The sequence below is a fragment of the Psychrobacter sp. APC 3281 genome, from assembly GCF_030407815.1.
Classification (GTDB): Bacteria; Pseudomonadota; Gammaproteobacteria; order Pseudomonadales; family Moraxellaceae; genus Psychrobacter.
Map to the genome: position 1 here is coordinate 42,012 of NZ_JASDCS010000008.1, position 24,843 is coordinate 66,854.

The 24,843-nt window shown below is 43.0% G+C and carries 18 protein-coding genes; 10 read left to right on the forward strand and 8 right to left on the reverse strand.

The genetic code is table 11. From position 1 onward, the window contains the following. Positions 1-15 precede the first annotated feature (15 nt). The 6 genes from coq7 (at position 16) to QL886_RS08335 (ending at position 7,967) form a co-directional block, all read left to right on the forward strand. Complete coding sequence (gene coq7 / locus QL886_RS08310) at positions 16-654, forward strand: 2-polyprenyl-3-methyl-6-methoxy-1,4-benzoquinone monooxygenase (RefSeq protein ID WP_290178454.1); 639 nt, start codon at positions 16-18, stop codon at positions 652-654. Positions 655-889: 235 nt separating this feature from the next. Beyond that, the gene (locus tag QL886_RS08315) at positions 890-2,014 is read left to right on the forward strand and encodes a hypothetical protein (protein WP_290178334.1); all 1,125 of its coding nucleotides are present in this window, start codon (positions 890-892) and stop codon (positions 2,012-2,014) included. 299 nt (positions 2,015-2,313) lie between these two features. After that, complete coding sequence (locus QL886_RS08320) at positions 2,314-4,791, forward strand: alpha/beta hydrolase (RefSeq protein ID WP_290178335.1); 2,478 nt, start codon at positions 2,314-2,316, stop codon at positions 4,789-4,791. A gap of 466 nt (positions 4,792-5,257) precedes the next feature. Further along, positions 5,258-6,739 carry a cytochrome ubiquinol oxidase subunit I gene (locus QL886_RS08325; protein ID WP_290178336.1) on the forward strand — a complete coding sequence of 494 codons (1,482 nt, stop codon included), beginning with the start codon at positions 5,258-5,260 and terminating at the stop codon, positions 6,737-6,739. Beyond that, positions 6,739-7,755: a cytochrome d ubiquinol oxidase subunit II gene (gene cydB / locus QL886_RS08330; protein WP_057759155.1), complete on the forward strand. Its 1,017-nt coding sequence runs from the start codon at positions 6,739-6,741 to the stop codon at positions 7,753-7,755. The genes QL886_RS08325 and cydB overlap by 1 nt, the downstream gene beginning before the upstream one ends. A gap of 95 nt (positions 7,756-7,850) precedes the next feature. Then, entirely contained in the window at positions 7,851-7,967 is a 117-nt protein-coding gene (locus QL886_RS08335; protein ID WP_101206161.1) for a DUF2474 domain-containing protein, read from the forward strand. A 178-nt stretch (positions 7,968-8,145) separates the two neighbouring features. On the opposite strand, the gene murU is transcribed toward QL886_RS08335, so the two are convergent. Both murU and QL886_RS08345 read right to left on the reverse strand, forming a co-directional pair. Continuing rightward, the gene (gene murU, locus QL886_RS08340; protein WP_290178337.1) at positions 8,146-8,883 is read right to left on the reverse strand and encodes an N-acetylmuramate alpha-1-phosphate uridylyltransferase MurU; all 738 of its coding nucleotides are present in this window, start codon (positions 8,881-8,883) and stop codon (positions 8,146-8,148) included. Between the two features lie 46 nt (positions 8,884-8,929). Beyond that, a complete protein-coding gene (locus QL886_RS08345; RefSeq protein ID WP_356625929.1) occupies positions 8,930-10,042 on the reverse strand; it encodes a phosphotransferase in 1,113 nt (370 codons plus the stop codon). 366 nt (positions 10,043-10,408) lie between these two features. Between QL886_RS08345 and lptD the strand changes: the two genes are divergently transcribed. After that, positions 10,409-13,498 (forward strand): LPS assembly protein LptD, encoded by a 3,090-nt coding sequence (gene lptD / locus QL886_RS08350; protein WP_290178339.1) that lies wholly within the window; start codon positions 10,409-10,411, stop codon positions 13,496-13,498. A gap of 156 nt (positions 13,499-13,654) precedes the next feature. Next, positions 13,655-15,046 (forward strand): peptidylprolyl isomerase, encoded by a 1,392-nt coding sequence (locus QL886_RS08355; protein WP_290178340.1) that lies wholly within the window; start codon positions 13,655-13,657, stop codon positions 15,044-15,046. 479 nt (positions 15,047-15,525) lie between these two features. Here QL886_RS08355 and QL886_RS08360 read toward each other — a convergent pair whose 3' ends face one another. Then, positions 15,526-16,656, reverse strand: a complete 1,131-nt coding sequence (locus QL886_RS08360) for an endonuclease/exonuclease/phosphatase family protein (protein ID WP_290178341.1) — start codon at positions 16,654-16,656, stop codon at positions 15,526-15,528. A 439-nt stretch (positions 16,657-17,095) separates the two neighbouring features. Between QL886_RS08360 and asd the strand changes: the two genes are divergently transcribed. Beyond that, complete coding sequence (gene asd, locus QL886_RS08365) at positions 17,096-18,229, forward strand: aspartate-semialdehyde dehydrogenase (RefSeq protein ID WP_290178342.1); 1,134 nt, start codon at positions 17,096-17,098, stop codon at positions 18,227-18,229. Between the two features lie 64 nt (positions 18,230-18,293). On the opposite strand, the gene QL886_RS08370 is transcribed toward asd, so the two are convergent. Continuing rightward, positions 18,294-18,887, reverse strand: a complete 594-nt coding sequence (locus QL886_RS08370) for a heme-binding protein (protein ID WP_290178343.1) — start codon at positions 18,885-18,887, stop codon at positions 18,294-18,296. Positions 18,888-19,208: 321 nt separating this feature from the next. Here QL886_RS08370 and tgt point away from each other — a divergent pair, with 321 nt between their 5' ends. Continuing rightward, positions 19,209-20,360, forward strand: coding sequence for a tRNA guanosine(34) transglycosylase Tgt (gene tgt / locus QL886_RS08375; protein WP_057759140.1), 1,152 nt, complete (start codon positions 19,209-19,211; stop codon positions 20,358-20,360). A 125-nt stretch (positions 20,361-20,485) separates the two neighbouring features. On the opposite strand, the gene QL886_RS08380 is transcribed toward tgt, so the two are convergent. The 4 genes from QL886_RS08380 to lpxD all read right to left on the reverse strand — a co-directional run bounded on the left by QL886_RS08380 (position 20,486) and on the right by lpxD (position 24,697). Then, positions 20,486-21,838, reverse strand: coding sequence for a sodium-dependent transporter (locus QL886_RS08380; RefSeq protein WP_191114912.1), 1,353 nt, complete (start codon positions 21,836-21,838; stop codon positions 20,486-20,488). Between the two features lie 301 nt (positions 21,839-22,139). Beyond that, on the reverse strand, positions 22,140-22,919 hold the full coding sequence (gene lpxA, locus QL886_RS08385) for an acyl-ACP--UDP-N-acetylglucosamine O-acyltransferase (protein ID WP_057759135.1): 780 nt from the start codon (positions 22,917-22,919) through the stop codon (positions 22,140-22,142). A 172-nt stretch (positions 22,920-23,091) separates the two neighbouring features. Then, positions 23,092-23,628: a 3-hydroxyacyl-ACP dehydratase FabZ gene (gene fabZ, locus QL886_RS08390; protein ID WP_057759133.1), complete on the reverse strand. Its 537-nt coding sequence runs from the start codon at positions 23,626-23,628 to the stop codon at positions 23,092-23,094. Positions 23,629-23,680: 52 nt separating this feature from the next. Continuing rightward, on the reverse strand, positions 23,681-24,697 hold the full coding sequence (lpxD, locus tag QL886_RS08395; RefSeq protein WP_290178345.1) for a UDP-3-O-(3-hydroxymyristoyl)glucosamine N-acyltransferase: 1,017 nt from the start codon (positions 24,695-24,697) through the stop codon (positions 23,681-23,683). Positions 24,698-24,843 lie beyond the last annotated feature (146 nt).

Consider the following 24,843-nt stretch of genomic DNA (forward strand, 5'->3'; position numbering starts at 1 on the left):
GAGTGAGTTATGACCCTGCGTCCTTTATCTAAAATAGACCAGTTGTTACTTGGGGTCGATAAGGCATTACGAGCTATCGTGCCACATTCTAATCCAAGCACGCGTCCGCTGCCCGTCAGTAGCGATGAGATTCCTGAGCTGACCATTACAGAGGCGCGGCACGTCTCAGGTCTTATGCGTATCAATCATACAGGTGAAGTATGTGCGCAAGGTCTATACCATGGCCAAGCGTTTGCCGCAAAAGATAGTGGTGTCAAACAAGCCATGCAACAATCGGCCGAAGAAGAAGTCGATCATTTGGTCTGGTGCGAGACTCGTCTAAGCGAACTTGGTAGCCATGCCAGCGTATTTACGCCGCTTTGGTACGGTATGTCTTTTGGACTCGGTGCGGTAGCAGGCGCGATCTCAAACGAGTTTAGTCTAGGGTTTGTAGCGGAGACAGAAGCGCAGGTCAGCGAGCATCTACAGGATCATATCAAGCAGTTACCTGAACATGATCAGCGCTCAAAAGAAATACTGGCACAAATGGATAAAGAGGAGCTGCATCATCGTGAGCTAGCACTTGCAAGTGGCGGCGCTGCTTTATCTCCTCCAGTACGTCGAACCATGCGATGGATGGCAAATCGTATGAAAGATACCGCTTATCACTTATAGCTTATGGTTACAGGTACTGTTGTTAGTTGCTGTCATAATATTCTTGCTAATCAGTGGCTGCACAGATTTACGTAGGTTTGCTTAATTCTAGCGATTAACAATCCTACCACAGATAGCGTGAAGCTTAATTTGCTACGGTATTAAAAATTTGTACGATTTTGCAGCAATGCGCTATTTATATTACCGTCCAATCAATGAATAACAACCAAATAAATTAAACAAGGTAACGATTTCTATGAAAGCGATTCTCTCTAGTAGCCACTCTATTAAGTCACCGAAGTTTGCAACGTTGACCGTTATGGCTGCAACCTGTGCCATGCTGTTATCTGCACCCGTGAATGCAGCAGAAACTGATGCCACTGCAACAGCTGTACCTAGTGCGATGGACTCAAGCAAACGTGTGATTCGTCTTGCTCGTCCTAATGCAGCCATTAGTCCTGCTCAAGCCAATGCCGCTCAAACAAGCTTGCCAGCAACACCTGCGAGCAACAGCCAGCCGACTAATGCGCAAACAACTAACATGCAACTAAGCGGCACTCTGCAAAACAATGCATCTGTTAGCACTGCTCAACTTCAAACACCGCAAATGATGTCGCCTGCTGCTGCACCTGTCATGAACGGCACTACTCGTGTCTATGAGCCTGGTCCAATGACAGCTACCGGTATCGACTTGCGTAGCGGACAACTTCCGAATATTCCTACACCGCAAGTACAGCTCTCAGACATGAGCTTTGTTAAAACTGTACTGATTCCACAACAAAAAGGGTTAGGTACTGATAAGCTTGATGTCAGCTTATTAGACGATTTCATCGCTGACGTATCCCCTAATGCGCGCCACTATCCACCAAACTTCCCTAACCGCACACAGCGTCATTACACTCGTGAAAAAATCAAAGTATTAGCGGATTGGATCGAACCTTATGCTAAGTCGCCAAATGCTTCTTATGATGTGTTGCTTCGTGCTGCTAAGCTAAACGGCATGGGTCGTAATCTAGATTTGGGTTCAGACTACACGGTACGTGGTGGTCAGTATGTCGATCGCGCTATCAAGCTGCAACCTGATAGTGGTGAGGCTAACTTCCTATACGGCATGATGCTATCAGAAGGTGGCGGTTTCAAAGAAGGTCAAAAGTATCTAGACCGAGCTGTCGCTTTAGGGTACACCGAAGCAGAACAAAGCTTAGCACAGTCAGATTTACTTAGTGACCGCCGTGCTAATGCGTTAGAGCGCCTACGTCGTCTTGAAGGGCAATACCCTAACAATACTGTTATTCCTCAACAAATCAAACTCGTTGAAGAAGGTAAGTTCTACATTTGGGATATTCCTGCCCCTGACATCAGTGTAAAACCAGGTGCTTAGAAATTTTGTACTTTTTGAGATTAGCTATTGAGGGTTTGATTCAAAAGATATTTGTTTCATAAGACTTTCACTAGGTCAAATCTCTAATAAATAATCTAAGCTTCAAATACCAAGCGCTTTTGTTTTATATCTATAAGACAAAAGCGCTTTTTTTCGACTAGCAGAAACCCATTCGTTTTAAAACATGCTTTTGTAGAACTGCAAATGAATAGTCTAACGCCAAAAGTTGCGCTACACTCATTATCAATTGCTACTTTCATTATTGATACTATCATAACCACCGTTTATTGGACTGACTTATGACTTTCGCTGGCTTTAGCAAACGGACAGTAATGCATATTAATAAAAAAACCCTGCCCATTACGTCACTTATGCTTTTGGCGGCAGCAGTATTGCTACCAGCGTGTAGTACGGTGACGGTAGATAAACAAGCCTCGGCCAAGACTATCTCAGCGCAGCGTGGCAATATCGTCACTGACAATGCGCTAAGCAGCGATACAGCATCTGCTTTGTTATCAGCAGGACTGAATGAGCAAGCCTGTATGCAGCAATTTGATTTATGCTTGACTCAGCTCTCTGACAGTATGCTTAACAAGCACTATCGCCCTGCTTTGGCTATTTTTGCAGAACTACACTATGCAAAAGCGCGTCAACTATCTGACTCAAAAAACTGTCGTAATGCACTTGCACGCCCGCCACTTGATCCATATTACGCTAATGCACCCTTAAGTGATGAGGATTCAAAAACACAACAAAAACAAACCGACCTGTGTTTAACCGATTATCAAGCAAGGTTGTTTGATGCCGTCAAATACAGCTATACCTATCTGTTTTATGACAGTTTGACCCATGACTTTGAAGGTGCAGAGCAAAACAGTAATAGCCATCGTGCGCAAAACCGTATTCCAAATGACAATGACATCCAAACCCAAGACATTTATAACGCTGCTAGTAACGACGTTATTACTCAAATCTACCAATCGACTGAAAACGCCAATAAATTGATGGGTGATACAACAGTAGAATATCTGCCGATAACTTCTACCAAACGTGACAATACTGATGAAGCAGCGATTGCCAATCGACCACCGCTAAAGGGCAAAGCAACAGACCAAGTCAAAGTCATGAAAGTTACCGTAGATGACTATAACCTCGACATTTATTTGCCCAACGAAAACAACTATCTGCAAAATGCTCATAAACAAACTTCCGCTTTGGCAGACTTATCATCCACTTATGAGCTGCGACTCTCCGGTCTCAATTCCGTGAGTAAGCGTCCCGGTTTAGGCATCAGCTTGGTAGCATCGTTGGATGATCGCTACACCACCACAATCCGTCAGTTGTTGGTTGCCTCCTTATCTGGTCGACTGACAAATGAAGATAAAAATACGGACGACAGTGAGCCAAGCTCTCGTATTTATCCCACTGGACATCTGCTATTGACTGGGCTGATTAAGCCAGATGGCGATAGCGTATTAGATGCGCTGAGCAGTCGTAAGCTTGATATTCATTTATATAATCCGTACCAAACCGAATCCGTCAATATTCTCAATGATGACTACCCACTGGCAGCCAACTTTTCGGCGGGATATGGATTATGGCTATCAGAGAACCAGTTAGATGGCGTAGGCTATTTAAACTTGATTACGCGCCAACCAGATGCTCAGCTGCCCAAACTCTTTATGCTTGAGCCTTATGATCCTGATAAACGCGTGTTGATTATGTTGCACGGGCTGGCTTCTAGTCCAGCCACATGGGTAAATCTGACCAACGATATTCTTAATGATGACAAGCTGCGTGACAATTACCAAGTTTGGCAAATATTCTATCCAACCAATCTGCCTATTTTAGAAAATCGTTATCAGATTCAGCAGTTAATCAACAGCACCTACCAGCAGACTGATCCTGACGGAAAAAATCGTGCCAGTCAAAACAGTGTGATTATCAGTCATAGTATGGGTGCCATTATTGCTCGCATGATGCTGTCTGATGAAAATTTAGTCGATGATTTAGATAAACTCAATGACAAAGACATCCTCTCTAGCAATGAGAAACAGCAAATCCGTAACGCGCTCAAGACTTCTTTTGGCGAAGATGAGTTAAAGGAACGATTTGAGCTACAGGCCCTACCACAAGTAGACACCGCTGTTTTTCTATCTGCACCTTTCCGTGGTACCGATTATGCAGATCGTTGGTTTACCCGTGCGCTACGCCGCATCGTTTACTTACCTGTAGGTTTGGTCAAAACGTTCACTGATAACTTAGCGACCATTGCCACACAAGGCGATTTGGCACAAAACCCACTAGGCGCATTGTATTTGCAGAACGGTGCCAGCCAGTTAAGTGACAAGTCTTCTTTTATAGAGTTAACCAAAGACATCACTATGAATGAGCGGATCACTTACCATTCAATCATTGCCAATAACGATGCCGATATCACTAAAGGACTGGCACAGACGCAACCAAACGGTGCCAAGATTGATTTGTCTCAAGCGGTAGAAGACAATTCTGGAAATGAAACAGCGAGCGCTGATGTTAGCGATAATACTGAGACATCACAGCTACCACCCGAGCCGCTTGTTGCTGCTGTGACGGTCAATGATGATATCAGTCAAGCACTGACCGAGCGTTTGTCAGATGGTATCGTTCCTTATAACAGTGCCCATCTCGATGGCGCCGCGTCTGAGACAATTATCAATGGCGGTCATAGTATCCAGACCAATCCGCAGACCATTTTAACGTTGCGAAGAATTTTGCATAAGCAGCTACAAGAATGATGTAGATTTTTGTTATTTCACGAGGTTTTTGATGTGCAAATCGTAACCTTTAAACATCAGTTATAGGTTTCGGATAAGCAGTATGTTCACGCATACTGCTTTGTTTTTAATAATATTAATTTTATTTTTCAATGTTTGAATTATGTTATTTTGATGACTGTTAGGTCTGCAACAGACAGACTGGGTTGCTTGCGTGTATATCTAGGTGAGCGCATAATATATCTATAGCACATGACAGTAATATGTAAATTTATAAGGACATAAATTATTCAATTCAGCTAAACAGTGAGTCGCAAACTTAGCCACAATTTATGTCTAATGGAGCTAAGTCCACGTCACTGAGCTATTGCCCGTAATGCTTGCCACTTTGATCGATGGATAGTTACGGACAGTTACTTGAGCGTTGTATGGAAGTCAGCGCTATTCAGCTAACAGATGAGAGTAACCGTTTATGTTCGCTACATTTATGATTGACCAGCTCGATGCGCTGCTGCTTGCACGTATCCAATTCGCTTTTGTTATCTCGTTCCATATCGTCTTTCCCGCCTTTTCTATCGGTCTAGCCAGCTGGCTTGCGGTGCTTGAATTCCGCTGGTTAAGAACTGGTGAACCTATCTATGCTGAAGTCTACAAGCATTGGGTCAAAATATTTGCCGTCGTCTTTGGTTTAGGCGTGGTATCGGGCGTGGTGATGTCCTACCAATTCGGTACCAACTGGGCAGTGTTCTCTGATAAAGCCGGTAACGTTTTAGGCCCATTACTCGCCTATGAGGTACTGACAGCGTTCTTCTTAGAAGCGTCCTTCTTAGGGATTATGCTATTTGGGTGGGGCCGCGTGAGCAAACGCATGCATTTCGCTTCAACCGCGATCGTTGCTATTGGTACCTTGATTTCAGGTTTTTGGATATTGGCCGCCAACAGCTTTATGCAAACCCCTCAAGGTTTTATGATGGGCGCAGATGGCCTGCTCTATCCTACTGACTGGCTTGAAATTATTTTCAACCCTTCATTCCCTTACCGTTATGCTCATATGATGACCGCAGCCTTTCTGACCACTGCCTTTGTCATCGGTGGTATCGGCGCATACTATATTCAATCCAAAAAGCATGTCGAGCACCGCGCGCATGGTCGTGTAATGCTAGGTATGGCAATGATTATGGCCATCTTTGTTGCGCCGGTGCAGGTATTGATTGGTGATGAACATGGTCTGAATACCCTTGAACATCAACCTGCTAAAGTTGCTGCGATGGAAGGACTTTGGGAAGATGAGCGCGGTGCCGCACTACGTCTCTTTGCAATTCCTGACCAAGAAAACCAGACCAATAAGTACGAAGTAAAAATTCCTTATGTGACCGGTTTGATTCTTACCCACTCATTAGATGGTGAAGTTAAAGGGCTCAAAAACTGGGCACCTGAAGATCAACCACCCGTCATTATCGTGTTTTGGGCGTTTCGTATCATGGTTGGTATTGGCATGCTTATGGTACTGGTCGGCCTATTCAGTCTATACAAATACTTCAAAAAACAGCAGTTCAATACTGACAGTGTGTGGTTCCACCGTGCTTGGATGATGATGACTCCGCTTGGTTTTATCGCCTTACTATCAGGTTGGTTCGTAACCGAGACAGGACGTCAACCTTGGACAGTTTATGGCGTCATTCGTACTGCTGAAAGTATGTCACCGCTTGCAGCACAGCAAGTAGCGACGACATTGATTGGCTTTATCGTTCTGTACATATTTGTCTTTGGTGCAGGTAGTTTTTATATCTTACGCTTGATTGCTCAAGGGCCGAAACCTTATACAGATCCTGCAGAAGATAACTTCTACGAGCATTCAGTGACTGAGAGCCAAGGCCGCGCGTTAAGTGGTGATAGTAATCCTGCCAAAGGTACTGAAGAAGGCTTAGATGAGCCTGCAAACGATGTCGATGATGGAGGGTTACGCTAATGTTTAACTTCGGTGATGTATTAGATTTACCTCTTATTTGGGGCGGTTTGATTGCTTTGTCTGTCTTTGTCTATGTACTGCTTGATGGCTTTGATTTGGGCTGCGGTATTTTGTTCCCTTTTGCAGGCTCAGATAAAAACCGTAGCCGCATGATGAACTCTATCGCGCCATTTTGGGACGGTAACGAGACGTGGCTAGTGCTAGGCGGTGGTGGTTTATTCGCAGCATTCCCTGTTGCTTATGGCATTATCATGACAGGCTTATATTTACCCGTGACTGCCATGCTGTTCGGTCTTATCATGCGCGGTGTGGCGTTTGAGTTTCGATTTAAGTCCTCTTCGCGTCGGCATGTATGGGATACCTTTTTCTTTGTCGGTTCAGTCGTTGCCACTTTCTCTCAAGGCATTATGCTTGGGGCGTTAGTGCAAGGTTTAGAAGCCAGTAATCGTCTATATACTGGTGGCCCATTTGATTGGCTCACACCCTTCTCGATTGTGTGCGGATTTGCCATGATTATCGGCTATGCCTTACTTGGTTCAACGTGGCTTATCATAAAAACAGAACACACATTACAAGTATGGGCGCGCCAAGTTTCTAGATGGATGCTTACTGCGTTACTAGTAGCAATGGTTGTGGTCACAGCATTTATGTATTTCTCAGACATCGATGCGTTAGAGGGATGGTTTAGTTTCCCAGATTTATTATACCTCGCTCCTATGCCTATCATTGTCATGCTTTTATTCTTTATCATGCGTAAAGACTTAAAAACTGAACGTGAGTATCGTCCATTTTTGCTAACGGTAGCTCTATTCTTAATGGGTTATATCGGGGTTTGTTTTGCCCTATTCCCTTATATCGTGCCGTATCAAATGACGATTTATGAGGCTGCTGCTGCCGATACCTCATTATCATTTATGCTGATTGGCGCCTGTATCATGTTACCAATTATCTTGAGCTATACAGCATTTGCTTACTATACCTTCAAAGGTAAATCTGATCACAATCCGATGTACTAGTCGCTAATCGCGGCGGGTAACGGATCAGCTAAAAAGGATGGCTATCATTGTTTGTAGATGGTAGTCACACTTCAAACGCTAATCAGGAGATCTCTATGAAAAAGTTCAGTAAAAAACAATCACAATGGGCATGGTTCGTGGGTCTATATTTGGCAGGATTTTTAGTGGTGTTTACCATTGCTCAGCTAATTAAACTGGCCATGGGTGTTTAGCATCATTACCTAATCATACGATTGAATGCCAGTTAGCTAATGAATCGCTTGATAGATGCTAAATTTGCATTTTTGTCTTGCTAATATCCTCTTTAAATATGTCGTAAAAAATATCTCTATATGTATAAAAAAAGCAGCGTTGAGTAATCGACGCTGCTTTTTATTTATCTTAAATTTATCAGCTTGGCTTACCTGCATGCTCGATATCATTCTGTTCGATAAACTCATTAACCTGTGTCAGACGCTCTGGTGTCCCCACATCTATCCAATTATCTGTCGTCACTTCAGCGGTAATCTGAAACTTTATCATTGCTTGCTTTAGTAGTGGTGCTAATGCAGCAGGCTGTCCTGATACCAACCCTTCTACCAATTTGGGTGACATTACGCTAATACCCGCAAAGGTATACTTATCTGCATCGCCCACCGGCTGCTCACTAGCAAGACCGTTATTGATGGCGAAATCACCACCATTATTGTGCTCTGGATTATCAATCAATAACAAATGCGCGCGCTGATCCGCTCCCAATGTATAGTCTGTTAGTTGAGAAAAATCATAGGTAGTCCAGACGTCAGAATTGACCAGAATAAACGGCTCATCCTTTAGCTTACCTGATTGTAATGCCTGAAAAATGCCGCCTGCAGTTTCAAGTGGTTCATCGTCTTCTACTGACCAATGCAGCTTTACGCCATACTGTGAACCGTCGCCTAAGGTGTCCATTAGCTTATCTGCCAACCATGATGCATTGACCGTGATATCAGTAATGCCTGCTGCTTGTAGTGCTTTAATATGCCATACAATAAGCGGTTGACCTGCGACTTCAACCAAAGGCTTAGGTGTCTCAAGTGTTAATGGACGTAGGCGTGTGCCCTTGCCCGCTGCCAAAATCATGGCTTGTGTAATCGTAGAGGTAGACATCTGCGCTCCTATCTTTATTATTTAAATTAATTTAGCTGAGCGTCATCTACGCTGAAGCAAACTTCTCTTTATAAGCAGGTAGCACTGCCTCTTGTAGCCATTGATTAAACGGTATAACTGATTGCTTTAGTTCATCGTTGCCATGTTCGGCAAGCCAGTTTAATTCAATAATCAAATCACGCATGACTTTAGGAATATCCGCCAAATAGCGGTCTTTGCCATCGCGTTCAGACAAACGAATAAAAATCCCTAATACCTTTAGATGACGTTGTACGCCTATGACATTCACATCGTTTTCAAACTGCACCGCGCTATCAGCAGTGGCTAGTGATTTTTGTTTTTGTAGCTGCCAAAAGTCATCAATCCATGCAGATATTTGGCTCTCTGACCACTCAACATAAGCATCGCGGACTAACGACACTAAATCATAAGCATACGAACCAATGACGGCATCTTGAAAATCAATCACGCCCAGCTTTGATTGATCTGCTTGATCTTGCATAAGGTTGCGGCTGTGATAATCACGATGGACCACCACTTGTGGCTGTCGCAAAATCTCATTCATTAACGCTGTTTTTAGGTTTCCCCAAACCTGCTCATTTAGCGCGACACCAATATAAGGCATAAACCATTCGCTAAATAAATCCATCTCACGGTCTAATAGTGCTGTGTCATAATCTGGCAGCTGGTGTTGCGACTTTGCTGTTTCTACTGGTACCGTTTGTAGCGCCACTAATGTCTGCATTGCTAGCTGATAGTAGTCATTGATTTGGTCTATGGTTGCATCGACAAGCAAATGGGCAAACTCTACTGTGCCAAAATCTTGTAATACCAAAAATCCTTTTTCTACATTTTGTGCAGTCAGAGTCGGCACGTTGACAGCAGGCGCCATCAGCTTAGCGACATTGATAAACTGCAGCATCGCATCTTGCTCGTCAGCGGAGTCCATGACGATATAATGCTTGTTGGCGCTATTGTCTGTCTCTGATAGTTCGATACGATGATATCGGCGGGCACTAGCGTCACCAGGTAAGCTGTCTAGACTAAAGGTTTGATCTAAAAATACTTGCTGTAACCATTGTTCTAATTGCTGTTGGCGGTTGTTGTTTTCATCGATCATATCAGTCTCTAAAGTCGTTTTGTCAGTCATATTGGGCATCGCTGGTTAAATATAAGTCATAAATAATTAAAGTAGTGATAAGTCTGACAAATACTTGCTAAAATAGCGATATGTGTCGGTGCTATACAAGCTGCCACAGACGTATTGCTATATCATTCAATACTTGATGTCGGATAGAATCGCTATCGCTACTTAAAAATCAGCATGGCTATATTATAAATTTTGGTAAATAGTGTAGCTGATTTGGTTTTTTTTGACTATGATTAGTCGTCATTATATGTAAAACATCCGAATTTTTGAGAATACATTAGTCATATTTTAGTCGCTTGTTCATCGCTTTATGTCGTTCGGTGATACCGTTACTAAACTCAGTCATGCAATCCAATAAGCTCTGCAATCATAGGTGTGCCCTTGTTATATTCTCCGCTTTACCAAAGCATCCGCTTGATCTTATTTGGTGCCTTAGGCTTATCTAGCCTAACTGTCAGTGCTGCCATTGGTGATGCCAATACGCAAAAAACTGAACCACTCACTACGGATAGTACAGGCAGCTATGCGTCTAATAGTGTGGCGACTGACGCCAATAATATTAGTCGTACTCAAAATAATGATGGCTATCAAGAAGCAGATATTCTAAATGACAGCTATCAAGACAATGCTAATTCTGCTAATACGAATAACGCTACTTTATCGAATGATACTGCGTTAGATAGCAGGTTCTCTGAGAACAACGACCTAGATATTACGGATATTAATGAAGCTGCTGACCCTGAAGCTTTTAGCAATGAAGTTTCTAATGATACTAATCTAAATACAGAAACTAGCAACCAACCAAGCAGTGATACACCAGATAGCAGTGCCTTTGTCCCTAAAGCGATAACAACGGAAAATGGCAAGTTAGATCTTAATGATGAGAGTATTCAAGCCAGCTTAATGCGCTTAGCAGAGTTTTATGAGCTAACACCAGATACCGATGCTTCAACATTAAATAATGACGATATCAGCACTGAAGCAAACAATACTCATAATAACGCTATGCCTGCCGCACAGACGATTCCAAAGGTCGGTAGAGATTTACGTCTACTGCCGAATGCCGTGGACAGTGCCCAGCGCTGTGAAGGTCAATGGGTATATCCGCAGAGTAACCCCAATTATCAACGCGCTGTCAATGAAGCTGGTACGGCAAACGGACAACCAGCACCAAATGTGGCTAGCGTCCCGAACAATCAAGCCCCTTTATTTACCGAGTCAGATTACGGTTATTACAACAATATTAATTATGCCGAGCTATCTGGCAATGTAAAAATTGATCAAGGCACTCAGCATATTGAAGCAGAAAAAGTCATGATTGACTTGAGCAATGGCGTTGCGGCTGCTCAAGGCAAAGTCATGTTTACAGATAATGCGACTGGACAGCGTACAAGCAATAGCTCTACAAACAATGCCGCTACAAATAACGGCCAAGCTAGCTTTAATGATAGAGCGACACAAGGTGGCCTAATTGGCGTTGCAGATAGCTTGAATTACAATACTGAGACTGGTCAATCAACGGCCAATGATGTGGCGTTTGCTAGTGTTGGTCTACAAGCGCACGGCTATGCCAAACGCTTAAACAAACCGAATGAGAGTGAATACGAGCTGGATCAGGTTATGTTTAGTACCTGTCCACCTACCAACCGTAAATGGCAATTTGAAGCGAAAAGTATCGATCTAAATACCGATACAGGGCGCGGCGAAGCGTATAACACCACTTTCCGTGTGGCTGATATACCCGTATTTTATCTCCCCTACTTTAACTTCCCGATAGACAGTCGCCGTAGTAGTGGGTTTTTATTACCAAGTGCCAGTGTCAGTAGTGAAAGCGGTCTTGAAGTTGATATTCCTTATTATTTCAACTTGGCACCTAACTATGATGCCACCCTTAACACGCATATTTATACTGACCGTAACCCTATGCTATCAGGTGAGTTCCGTTATCTGACTGAGAGTTATGGAGAAGGTATTTTAAACGGTTCATACTTACCAAACGATAAAGAGTATGACGACGAAGATCGTACCAGCTTATTTTATGACCACACTTGGTCGTCGAAAAGTATTCCACGATTAAGCGCTGATGCCGAATACAACTATGTGTCGGATGCCGATTACCTTAATGATTTTGATACGTTGGGCTTGTCAGACAGCACCATAAACTTACCACGTCGTGCCCGCGTCAATTATTACAATGATTATGTCGATGGTGAACTGAAGGTAGAAACTTTCCAGACTCTAGATGCTTTCACTGATAGTGGTGAAGCGTTAGAGGACAAAGACAAGCCGTACTCACGTTTGCCACAGCTCAAATTAAATTATCGCCTGCCTTGGGCTGAGCGCTTCGATATCACTGGTATTCATGATTCTGCATACTTCAAAAAATCTATTGATGATGGCTCTGAAAACGAAAAAAGTGGCGCACGTATTTACAATAAACTGAGCGCCGCCTATCCGATGGAAACCTCTTGGGGTTATATCAAACCTAAGCTGAGCTTGCAGCATCTATATACGTCATATGATGAAGATAGCTTAGAAGATAATCAGCTGAGTGAAGAAGATGGCAGTCAGTCGGTTTTTGTTCCGCAAGCCAGTATCGATGCAGGTCTACACTTCTATCAAGCGGGCTCACCATTTGGTGCATTTGACGATACGATGGGTGGCTATCGTTTACTTAGCCCACGCGTAAAATATACGTATTCACCGTATAAGAACCAAAACGACATTCCTAACTTTAATACGCGTATTGCCTCTATTAACTATGAGCAGCTATTTTCGGACAGTTGGTTTTTAGGTCATGATCGTTTGCAGGATTTGCACTCTATTACGCCTGGCGTCAATTATCGTTACATCGATGCAACGGGTGTGACACGTTTTGATGGTAGCATTGCAGAACAGTTCTATCTAGATGATGGACGTGTAACACTTGATGACGATCAGCCAGTTTTTACCTCGTCTTCTTCGGGTATGGTATGGGAAACTAGCACTCAGCCTTATAATAACTTTTGGGTAGATGTTAGTGGTGCCCTAACCAGTAATTATGATTTGAACTACGTTACGACTGAACTGCGCTATCAGCCATCAAATAATAGTTTATTTAATGTGGGCTATGTCAAACGTCAGCGTGATGACAATACCGAGCAGTTGCCACTATCCGCGTTTACAGCATCTGCCATTTTTCCTATTAATAACAGCTGGCGAATATTGGCTCAAGGTCAATATGACCTGAACAGCGACAGAATGCTCGATTCATTAGTCGGCGTTGATTACGAAGATTGCTGTTTCGGCTTTGCTGTTTATGGTCGCCGCTATTACAATGACCTAAACGTAAAAGACGAACCAACACAAGCTATTATGGCAGAAGTTAGATTAAACGGTCTTGGCAGTGGTAGTAGCCGCTTGACACGATTGCTTGCTGATAAAATCTTGGGCTTTGAACCTGTACAGACGGCATGGAAAGACTAACCAGTTTTTTGCTAGATTAGAGTTATTTACGTAAATATTTATAAGACACTATTTGAACCCTTATTATGGGAAACGCTGTCGAATATTTTATTATTAAGGGTATCGGATAGAGTTGACCAACTACCATCCGATGCAATGACATTGATGAGGAGCATCATGAGATTTTTTTCTTTACGTCAGACTAGCAGAGCAGTATTGCTATCTATGGCAGGCCTTACGCTTACGTTAAGTGCCAACGCTGCTACTGTCAAACCTGCAGCAGCTCAAGCTTCTACTTCTGCTGCGCAAAGCTCAGTTGATCGCTTGACGCCAGCCAACAGCACAGACGGTATTATTGCTTTAGTCAATGAAAATGCTATCTTAAAAAGCGAGCTGGTTGATGCTATCGAGCAAACTCAAGCACGTGCAAAAGCTGCTGGAGAGCCTATCGCAAACTCAGCACAACTACAGTCTGAAGTGTTAAACGCGCTTATTTTGCGTGAACTACAACTGTCTATGGTCAAACGTGCTGGACTGTCTGCTGATGAATCAGAGATCAATCAACGTCTTGGTCAAATCGCTCAAGCTGAAGGCCTTAAGAGCATCGCAGCATTGCAGCAACGTCTAGATGCATCGCAACCTGGTAGTTATGCCAATCTACGCGCCAAACTGATCGAAGAGGCTTCTATCCAAGCGCTACAGCAGCGTCAAATTACTCGCCGAGTACGTATTAGCGAGCAAGACATTGATGCATTTTTGGCCTCACCTGAAGCCAAACGTCTGAATCAAAGCGAATATCAAACCATTCACGTACGTGTGCCTTATATAGATGACTATAGTCGCCTATCGCCCGCTCAACGTGAAGAAGCATTAAAAGTTGCGCAAGCATTACGTACGCGTTTGCTTGAGCCAAATGTCAATGTCGCTGAAGCTGTTGCTGCTAGCCAAGGTAGCTATCCGATTCCATTGCAAGGTGGAGATATGGGCTTTCACAAGGCAGCCTCGTTACCGACAGAGCTGTCTAGCAAAATTACCAAGTTAGACGTTGGTACCGTAAGCGATCCATTATTGACTCCTGAAGGTATTGATATAATCAAACTTGCTGATAAAAAAGCTAGTGATACGATGCTGATACCACAGTGGCATACTCGCCATATCTTAGTTAAAGTCGATAATCTACAGACTGACGCGCTTGCTGAACAAAAAATCAATGATCTATACGAGCAGCTTCGTGGCGGCGCTGACTTTGCTAGCTTAGCCTCAACGTATTCAGACGATCCAGGTTCTGCCGGACGTGGCGGTGACCTTGACTGGGTTAGCGAAGAAGATATGGTAGGTCCATTTGAAGCCACAATGAAAAATACGGCTGTTGGTGATTACTCTGCGCCATTTAAGACACAGTTTGGTTGGCATATCCTAAAAGTTGATGGTAAGCGCGATCAAGATATTAGCGAGCAATATCGTCGCAATATGGCACGTCAAGCATTGTATCAACGCCTAGCTCCACAAGCTCAAGAAGACTGGTTACAAGAGCTACGTGCTGGCGCTTATATTCAGATACTTGGCTAATAGGTTGCAATAAGCTAATAGTATTAAGTTAGCGAAAGTACTGAATCGATTTAAATAAAGAAGGGTATATGCAATGGCATATACCCTTCTTTGGTTTGCGCAGTTAAATATTTAATTGAAAGCTTTGATGGGAAAATCCCAAAGTTAAATAGTTTAAATCTTGCTAAACCAAAATCTATACACAAAGAAAAACCCCGAACCTAGGGCGATTGGTTCAGGGTTTCAATACTTCATGTTATTGTTATTATCTCTCTTCCGTGCTGACTCATCCTAAGTCATTTAACAGTATTATATAAGACAGCGGGCTGACCTGTGCTTTTATTGATACTGTCTCAACACTACATCCATGCGTATCCTTGTGTTGATGGATGTATTATAGGCCAATGAATTTGGTGCCGATAGAAGCTAAAGACTCTATTTTGCGTAAGCATATGCTTACATTATCTCTATGTATTACCGTTAATAAACAGCCTCTTTTATCAACCAAAACTGCGCTGCTCTTGTCTGTGCTCTTCTGACACTTTTTCGCCTTCTTTCTTACCTTCCTCGATTTTGTTGTCAGTTTCTTGGATATCTTCTGCTTGTGCAGTAGGCGCATTGCCTTCTTGCTTGCTTGCTTCTTCTGGCTCATATTGCAAGGTAGTCATCACAGGGAAATGATCAGATCCTACGGACGGCATACGCTGAATATCAACTACCGTAAAGCAGGCACTATGGAAAATATGGTCTAGAGCCCAACGCAGAAACGGGTATTTAACATGAAAGGTATTAATAAAATGTCGACCAATGCGAGGATCTAGCAAGCCAGAAATACGCTGAAAGCGACGAGTAGTTTTTGACCATGCGACATCATTGAGATCACCTGCCAGTATCGCCGTTTGGTCGTTTTCTTTTATATGTTTACCTACCATGAGCAGCTCAGCATCACGCGTAGTGGACTTATCAGCTTCAGTTGGACTAGGCGGCATGGGATGCAAGCAATATAACCAAATGACGCGGCCTCCTTGCAAACGCAGTTGTGTATGAATAGATGGTATATCATCTATCATCAAATACTTAACTTCAGGATCGATAAGCTCAAGCTTAGAATACAAGTGCATACCATATAAATTATCTAGTGGCACTTTTACAGTATAGGGATAGTCAGACTCAACTTGGTGTAAGGCTTGCTCCCATTTCTTATCACTTTCTAATGTAATTAAGATATCAGGCTGCTTTTGCTTAACTAAATCGACCAGCTTTTGCGTTTCGTCATTGGGCGTCAATACGTTTGATACCATGATTTTTATTTGATGCGCTTGCCCTTCTGGCTTGTCTTTTGCCTTTTGAACTTCTTTTTTCCACAGCTTAGTATATGGCAGTACCATTCTCAGCTGAAATGCTAACGTACCGCTCAGTACAACAAACAATATCCACTGCCATAATTCCCACTCTGAGAAAAACACTATCATGCCAACCCAAGCGATAATACCAAGCACCATTATTTGGATGCGTGGAAACTCAACACCACGCACCCACCAGTTATCTAGCGGCAGCCAGCCCCAGATTGTGACAAAGGCGATGAATCCTGCTAGACCTTGTAAGGCGTAATATAATAGTGAGAGATCCATAAGTAGGTACTAACCGTTGATTGAAATGTTGATAGAGCCGATGATGTATATTGGTTAAGCTTTTGTTTGATAAGAAATATCGTGTTTGTAACCCGCCTGACATCAAATAACTAACGTCGAGTAATTAGATTTGAGACTTACTTTAGCATTTCAGAAGATTCTCGCCTACTGGTGAGTCTCAATTATGCGACAACTATCATAAAACGTTACAATATTGGCTCATTCAATATAATGAGTGCTTTATTAAACATTATATTTTCGAGGTCGTCAGATAGCCAAGTATCTCTTCAATAGTAATAACTTAAAGTTATAGTCGACATAGTTAATAGTGTATGGAAAACGACCAAATAATAGCCAAAACGCCTTGCTTTTTCGCGCCATTCACGGCATTGTTATCGGTTGACGATGCAACAAATAATTGTAAATAGGATTGAACTTCATGAGTGATTTAACAGTAGGTTTGGTAGGCTGGCGCGGTATGGTAGGGTCAGTATTAATACAACGTATGCAGGAAGAAAATGACTTCAACGGTATTACACCGGTGTTTTTTTCAACCAGTAATGCTGGTGGTGATGCACCAAAATTCGATGGTATTGAAACCGGCCAACTAAAAGATGCTCATGATATTGAAGCACTTACTGCTTGTGATGTCGTTATTACTTGCCAAGGTGGTGACTATACGTCAAAAGTCCATCAACCATTGCGTGATAGTGGTTGGAATGGCTATTGGGTTGATGCGGCAAGTACGCTGCGAATGAAAGATGACAGCATCATCATTCTTGATCCAGTCAACCGTAACGTTATTGATAGTGCCCTAGCCAATGGTAAAAAAGACTTTATCGGTGGTAACTGTACCGTATCATTGATGCTGATGGCTATCGGTGAGTTGTTTAATAAAGGTTGGGTCGAATGGGTCAGCGCGATGACATATCAGGCTGCTAGTGGCTCTGGCGCAAACAACATGCGCGAGCTTATCAACGGTATGGGTGTGTTACGTGATGCCGTTCAAGACGAATTGGCTGACCCTGCTAGTGCGATTCTTGAGATTGATAAAAAAATTGCTCAGACTCAGCGCTCAGCAGACTTCCCTACACAATACTTCGGTGTACCACTGGCAGGTAGCTTGATTCCTTATATCGATGCTCAGCTAGAAAACAAACAGTCGAAAGAGGAATGGAAAGGCGGCGTCGAGACCAATAAGATCTTGGGTAATGATGATACCAGTACGATTCCTATTGATGGGATGTGTGTACGCGTCGGCGCTATGCGTTGCCATGCGCAAGGCCTAACGATCAAGCTGAAAAAAGATATTCCGCTAGAAGAAATCGAAGCTGCACTCAGAAACAGTGGCAACGAGTGGTTGGACTTGGTCGAAGATGACAAAGAAGCTACCATGAATCGCCTAACTCCAGTGGCAGTGACTGGCACCTTAACTGTTGCTCTAGGGCGCTTGCGTAAGTTGAATATGGGCCCTGAGTATCTGGGCGCATTTACCGTTGGTGATCAATTGTTATGGGGCGCAGCAGAACCATTACGTCGTATGCTTAATATCATCCGTGAGCAAAACGTCTAACTCAGATACCTTAAATAAAGCACAAAAAAGACAGCGATTGCTGTCTTTTTTTATGGATCGATTACTAGTTAGATTGATACGCAATCATCACCTCATTACGACGTAAAAATGGTAGCGTCCAAGGCGGGTTATAACGTGCCAATTCAGGCTCGCCTGTAGGCGTCAAATTCTGGTCTTGCATCCATGTTTGCAGCGCTTCGGTTTTTTCCGCTACTTTATCTTCTCCTGCGAGCCAAGAGAACTTAATCACACCGTACGTCTGTGCAGGCACCTCGATAATCTCAACGTTTGGATTATTTGGTTTAGGCAACGTTTGCATTGTATATTTACTAGGCATCGTAAATTGCACGCGCCACTTACCATCATCTTGTTGCATACTGACTGGTGCTGTCATGGCAATTTTCTGTGACTCATTATCACTTTCTTTGTTATCAGCTTGCATCGTGACAGGTGCCGTCATACTGATTTTACTACTGTCTCCACTTGGTGCGGTGTTATTACCAAAAATATAGTCCGCTAAAACCTTAAACCCTTCACGACTTGCTGCGTCTTGATCACCACTCACCCATGTTTGCGCTACTAGCTGCTCATCATAGCGACGCAACTCAAAGTCATCTACTTGGGTCAATACTGTGTATTTCGGCTCTTCAGTAGCCATAGCCCCTCCTGATATCAATAATGAACCACTCAACAATAAGTAAGCTGTCTTTTTCATATAATGTCTCCAGCATCTAAAAGCATGATGTGGCAATGATTATCACCTCACCTGTATAACCTCTACTGTATCAACAGACCTTTAGCACTGTCTGTGTCTTTTGGCGTGCTATCTGTGTTTTTTAGTTATGGCAAAATGCCATTAAATAAAGTCGCCAAAGAATACATTGACCACATATCGATAGCACTAAATATCCATGTCCAAAAAAATCACTAACAATGCTATAATTAGCGCCATTTTCATAGCTTAAATAGCGGTTATCATATGCAATTTGTCTTACATAAAACGGCCAGCGGTGCAACGCGTGCACGCCGTGGTACGGTTCATCTCAATCATGGCGACGTGCAAACGCCTGCTTTTATGCCTGTTGGTACTTATGGTACGGTCAAAGGCATGCTGCCACGTGATATCGAAGCCATCGGTGCTGATATTATTTTGGGCAATACCTTTCATCTATGGTTACGTCCGGGAACCGAAGTCATTGATAAATTTGGTGGCTTGCATAAGTTCATGCATTGGGACAAACCTATCTTGACCGATTCGGGCGGTTTCCAAGTATTTAGCCTCGGCGCAATGCGTAAAATCACCGAAGAAGGCGTCAATTTTAAATCTCCTATCGATGGCGCTAAGGTATTTCTATCACCAGAAAAATCTATGCAAATTCAGTACAGCTTGAACTCAGACATCGTTATGCAGTTCGATGAGTGTACGCCGTATCCAGCCACTCATGATGAAGCGAAAAAGTCGTTAGAGCTATCATTACGTTGGGGACAGCGCTGTATTGATGAGCACAACAGACTGGGCAGTACCAACGCATTGTTTGGTATCGTACAAGGCAGTATGTATCCTGATTTGCGTCAGCAATCACTTGAAGGTCTATTAGAGATCGGCTTCGATGGTTATGCTATTGGCGGTCTATCAGTTGGCGAACCTAAAGAAGAGATGATAGACGTCCTAGACTACCTGCCTGATGATATGCCAGCAGATAAGCCGCGCTATCTTATGGGTGTTGGTAAGCCTGAGGATTTAGTTGAAGGCGTACGCCGCGGCGTGGATATGTTCGACTGTGTGATGCCAACACGTAACGCGCGTAACGGCCATTACTTTGTGACGGGCGATGCAGACAATGCTGGCGTGGTACGTATTCGTAATAGCCAATATCGCAATGATGAAGGCCCACTAGATCCTGAATGCGACTGCTATACTTGCCAAAACTTTAGCCGTGCTTATCTGTACCATCTTAACAAGTGTAAAGAGATGCTAGGTGCTCAGTTAGCGACTATTCATAATTTACGCTATTACCAACGTTTGATGCAGGGTATTAGAGATGCTATCGAGCAAGATAAATTTGATGAGTTTGTCAGCGAGTTTTATGCCAAACGCGGTCAAACGGTTCCTGAGTTAAACTTGCGTTAATCCTGTTTAATATTTACTACTTGTTATCTAAATCTGTTGAAATAAAAAAGGGCTTAAGAATAATCTTAAGCCCTTTTTCTGTGCTGCTCTTATCATTTAATGATTCGAATAGTGTCCTTTGACTACTATCCCATCAATGACGTCACAAATACTACAATAACAGCGATTGGCGCGATGAATTTTGCAACGATTTGCCACAGCTGCCATGTACCATTGGATAAACCAAGCTCTTGCTGAATGTTACGTTGATCCATTTTCCAACCAACAAATACAATTGCAGCCAGACCTGTTAGAGGCAATAGGAACTTACTAGTAAGCTTATCTAATGCATCAAAGATACCATTACCCATGATAGTGAAGTCAGACCATAGGTTGAACGATAGCAATGCTGCAATACCTAACAACCAGATTACTGTACTTGCCACGATGGTCGATACAGTACGACTCATCGACGTACGCTCTTCTAACAGCTCAACGGTTGGCTCAAGTAACGAGATAGATGAAGTAATAGCGGCAAAGGTAATAAGCAAGAAGAACAATGCACCAATGATAGTACCCGCACCCATGCTACCGAAAGCAATTGGCAAGCTTACAAAGATAAGACCAGGACCTGATGCAGGATCTAGACCATTGCTAAAGATGATTGGGAAGATGGCAAGACCAGCAGCCAACGCAATAACCGTATCCAAAATAACAACGGTACGTGCTGTTTTTAGCAAGTTTACTTCACGGCCCAAGTAAGAGCCATAAGCGACCATGATACCCATACCAATTGATAGGGTGAAGAATGCATGGCCTAATGCTGCAAGCATAACATCAGCCGTTAGTTTGCTAAGATCTGGCGTAAATAGGTAAGCAACTGCTTCACCGAATCCACCGTTCATTACGTTGTAACCAACGATAACGAACAGAATCACACCCAATAATGGCATTAAAATCTTAGCTGTTTTTTCGATACCACTTGTCACACCAATACCAACGATGACAGCGGTTAAAATCATAAATACCGTATGCCAGATCGTCAATGTACCAGCTGATGCAAGCATAGCATCAAAGGTTGCAGCAACAGAATCACTGTCTTGACCAGCAAAGCTACCTGTTGCAACTTTAGTGATATAGTTAAGCGCCCAACCACCGATCACACTATAGAACGATAGAATTAAGAAGCCACCCAAAACACCAGTAGCACCAATAATACCCCAACTACGCGACTTACCTTCATTCGCTGCTACGTCTGAAAAAGTATTGACTGGGTTTTTTTGACCACGTCGACCAATTAACCATTCAGCAACTAATATCGGAAAACCGACCAGCGCGATACAGAACAAATAAGCAATAACGAAAGCCGAACCACCGCTTTCGCCAACCATGTATGGAAATTTCCATATGTTTCCTAAACCAACTGCTGAGCCTACTGCTGCCAATACGAAGCCAAAGCTTGAGCTCCATTGGGCATGTTCTTGTTTATTGATAGCCATTTTTTCCGTCCTCGTGCTTCAATTAACGTTACTGATAATCTTCCTTGATCAACATAAATAGTCAGCTTTACCATTGAGCTATTTAGTAAACGCTTCGATGTGAAGCGCCCAGCAACATTAAGAAAGAATTGATTACAATATCGTAAACGCTCAGTTTCTGCTAAGCGACCAAAAAAGTCAAGTGCTCATAAATATAAAAAGCCATAACAAATAGTTATGGCTTCTACGTAATTCGCCTTCATTCCATAAGAATTTAGCTTATTAAAAGTATCAAACTCATCATTAATCGATTTTTATTTTTTTAGCGCACAACACCACGACTGCTATTTTGTAATGAATCAATAAGCAGCTGAATTTTTGGCTCTTTAGCCAATAGCTCACTATGTAAGACTTCCAACGCTTGTGCAGTGGTCAAACCTGATCTAAAAATCGTACGATACGCTTGACGTAATACATTAATAGTTTCTTTTGACCAACCTTTACGGCGCATACCTTCGATATTGAGTCCATGAGCCTTTGCTGGATTACCAGATACCATCGTAAATGCAGCCACATCTTTTAGAATGAGGCTTGCTCCGCCAATCAAGCTATAATCATCTACTGTACAAAACTGATGTATGCCTGAGTTACCACCGATGATGGTATGGTCGCCAATAGTCACATGCCCTGCCACACCAACATTGTTAGCCAGTACGTTATGATCGCCGATAACACAATCGTGTGCGACATGGGTGTTTACCATCAGCAAATTATGACTGCCGATTTTAGTAAGCTCGCCGTCTTGCGCTGTACCACGGTGTAAGCTACAGGCTTCACGAATCGTATTGTGATCGCCGATTTCAAGCCAAGTGCGCTCACCTGCATATTTCAAGTCTTGAGGATCTTCACCAATACTCGCAAATTGATAAAACTCATTGTGTTGGCCAATACGAGTCAGTTTAGTCACAACCACATGTCTATGCAAAACCGTATGCGCACCAATGGATACTTCATCACCAACGATACAATAGGGCCCGATGATAGCAGTTTCGTCAATCTGCGCGGACGGTGAGATGAGTGCTGTAGGATGAATCTGACTCATAAGATGGGCCCTTGTATCATTTGATGCGAGTAAATAATAAAAAAGTATCGCTATTTCAGTCTTGCTAACGAAGCTAATACCAGTTGCGTTGTTGAGTTTACATATAGCTGTTTATTGTAGTTATAGTGAGCGAATTGATATCACTCTTTATACAGTATGGCTTATTAAAAACTTAAGCACCCTTCGTGTTCGCAGGTTTTTGCTGTTCCTGACGTGCAATCATGATTTGGGCACTAGCAGCCAGTTCATCTTCGACATGGACAGTACAATCAAATTTGTAGATACCATGTCTTTGCATCACGGTTTTTGCACGAATGATAAGCTGATCACCAGGAATCACACGGCGTTTAAAACGGACCTTATCCACACCTGCAAATAGATAGAGGTAACCGTCTTCTGCTGTCAGTCCTGCACTGATAAAACCAAGTACTCCTGACACCTGCGCCATCGACTCCACCATCAATACCCCTGGCATAATTGGCTCATCAGGAAAGTGACCGTTAAAAAACTCTTCATTAATAGTCACGTTTTTGATACCAGTAATACACTCGCCTGGCGTACAAGCTACAATACGATCTACCAGCATAAAAGGATAACGATGCGGTAAATAATGCTTAATCGTATGATACGTCAATGGTAGCGTAAGACCTTGCTCAGCCAAGCTTTTAACGTCTTCATCAGTTGGGATATCTATATTGTTATTGCTCATAATGACGCTTCCTTGCTGTGTTTTGAATATCTATTATTTGTTTGTGTTTGCATTAGTTATTGCCTAGCTGACGAAAACGTACAGCCGCACGTCGCCAATTAGCAGTCGGCATTGCAGCAGTACCAGATGAATATGAGCCAGCGGTTTTAATGGATTTGGTTACCATGGTCATGCCGGACAAAACAACATCGTCTGTAATCTCGATATGCCCTGTGATACCGACAGCGCCGCCTATTATACAGCGCTTCCCTATCGTAGTACTACCCGCAATGCCAGTTTGAGCAGCAATAGCAGTACCATCACCAATACGGACGTTATGGGCAACTTGTACCAAATTATCAATAATCACGTGATTACCAATAACAGTATCATCAATAGCGCCACGATCGATACACGTCTGGCTACCAACTCGTACATAATCACCAATAATGACACGGCCTAACTGGGCAATGCGCTCCCAACCTGTGTTACTAGGATCTTTAGTAGGCGCAAAACCGAACCCTTCAGATCCGATACTGACCCCTGCATGCAATCTAACGTGATTGCCAATGACACACTCAGGCCCGACAACAACTTGCGACTTAATGACACAATCGGTACCGATACTAGTATTGGCCTCAACCACGACATGAGCATCGAGTGAGCTACGCGCCCCTATTTGCACATTGTCACTAATCACACAAAAAGGGCCGATATTGACTTGCTCGCCAATAACAGCACTGTCTGCAATCACAGCACTAGGATGAATCCCATTAGATAAAGAATGACGTGCAAACAGCTGACTGGCACTGGCATAAGCCAGATATGGATTTGAGACGACTAGCGCTATCGCTGAGGTAGGCACTTGATCACGATATGCTTCCGTTACCAACACCGCACCTGCGTCACTGCTAGCCAAGCTAGAGATATAGTGAGGATCTGCCAAAAAGCTTAACTGCTGCTGACTGGCTGTCGTCAAACTACCGACGCTACTGAATGGTTGACACAATTGCTCAGTATCAATCTCAGCCTTATTAATAATAGGCTGACGCTGCTCAATTCGAGTAATGAGTTGCTCAATCGTTATCATAATGACTATTAATAAAATATGGTTATAAATGAAACGGTCGCCAAAATAACAATGCGTTTTGACGACCTACTAAGCTCTAATGATATTTCTGTCTATTTGAGACAATCTTTAAAACTGCTCAAATAGATGAGAATGATGTCATTAAT

Excerpts from the sequence above, each read along its gene's own strand:
- QL886_RS08315 (WP_290178334.1), top strand. The coding sequence starts at position 890 with ATGAAAGCGATTCTCTCTAGTAGCCACTCTATTAAGTCACCGAAGTTT.
- QL886_RS08320 (WP_290178335.1), top strand. The coding sequence starts at position 2,314 with ATGACTTTCGCTGGCTTTAGCAAACGGACAGTAATGCATATTAATAAA.
- QL886_RS08325 (WP_290178336.1), top strand. The coding sequence starts at position 5,258 with ATGATTGACCAGCTCGATGCGCTGCTGCTTGCACGTATCCAATTCGCT.
- cydB (WP_057759155.1), top strand. The coding sequence starts at position 6,739 with ATGTTTAACTTCGGTGATGTATTAGATTTACCTCTTATTTGGGGCGGT.
- QL886_RS08335 (WP_101206161.1), top strand. The coding sequence starts at position 7,851 with ATGAAAAAGTTCAGTAAAAAACAATCACAATGGGCATGGTTCGTGGGT.
- murU (WP_290178337.1), bottom strand. The coding sequence starts at position 8,883 with ATGTCTACCTCTACGATTACACAAGCCATGATTTTGGCAGCGGGCAAG.
- QL886_RS08345 (WP_356625929.1), bottom strand. The coding sequence starts at position 10,042 with ATGCCCAATATGACTGACAAAACGACTTTAGAGACTGATATGATCGAT.
- QL886_RS08355 (WP_290178340.1), top strand. The coding sequence starts at position 13,655 with ATGAGATTTTTTTCTTTACGTCAGACTAGCAGAGCAGTATTGCTATCT.
- QL886_RS08360 (WP_290178341.1), bottom strand. The coding sequence starts at position 16,656 with ATGGATCTCTCACTATTATATTACGCCTTACAAGGTCTAGCAGGATTC.
- asd (WP_290178342.1), top strand. The coding sequence starts at position 17,096 with ATGAGTGATTTAACAGTAGGTTTGGTAGGCTGGCGCGGTATGGTAGGG.
- QL886_RS08370 (WP_290178343.1), bottom strand. The coding sequence starts at position 18,887 with ATGGCTACTGAAGAGCCGAAATACACAGTATTGACCCAAGTAGATGAC.
- tgt (WP_057759140.1), top strand. The coding sequence starts at position 19,209 with ATGCAATTTGTCTTACATAAAACGGCCAGCGGTGCAACGCGTGCACGC.
- QL886_RS08380 (WP_191114912.1), bottom strand. The coding sequence starts at position 21,838 with ATGGCTATCAATAAACAAGAACATGCCCAATGGAGCTCAAGCTTTGGC.
- lpxA (WP_057759135.1), bottom strand. The coding sequence starts at position 22,919 with ATGAGTCAGATTCATCCTACAGCACTCATCTCACCGTCCGCGCAGATT.
- fabZ (WP_057759133.1), bottom strand. The coding sequence starts at position 23,628 with ATGAGCAATAACAATATAGATATCCCAACTGATGAAGACGTTAAAAGC.
- lpxD (WP_290178345.1), bottom strand. The coding sequence starts at position 24,697 with ATGATAACGATTGAGCAACTCATTACTCGAATTGAGCAGCGTCAGCCT.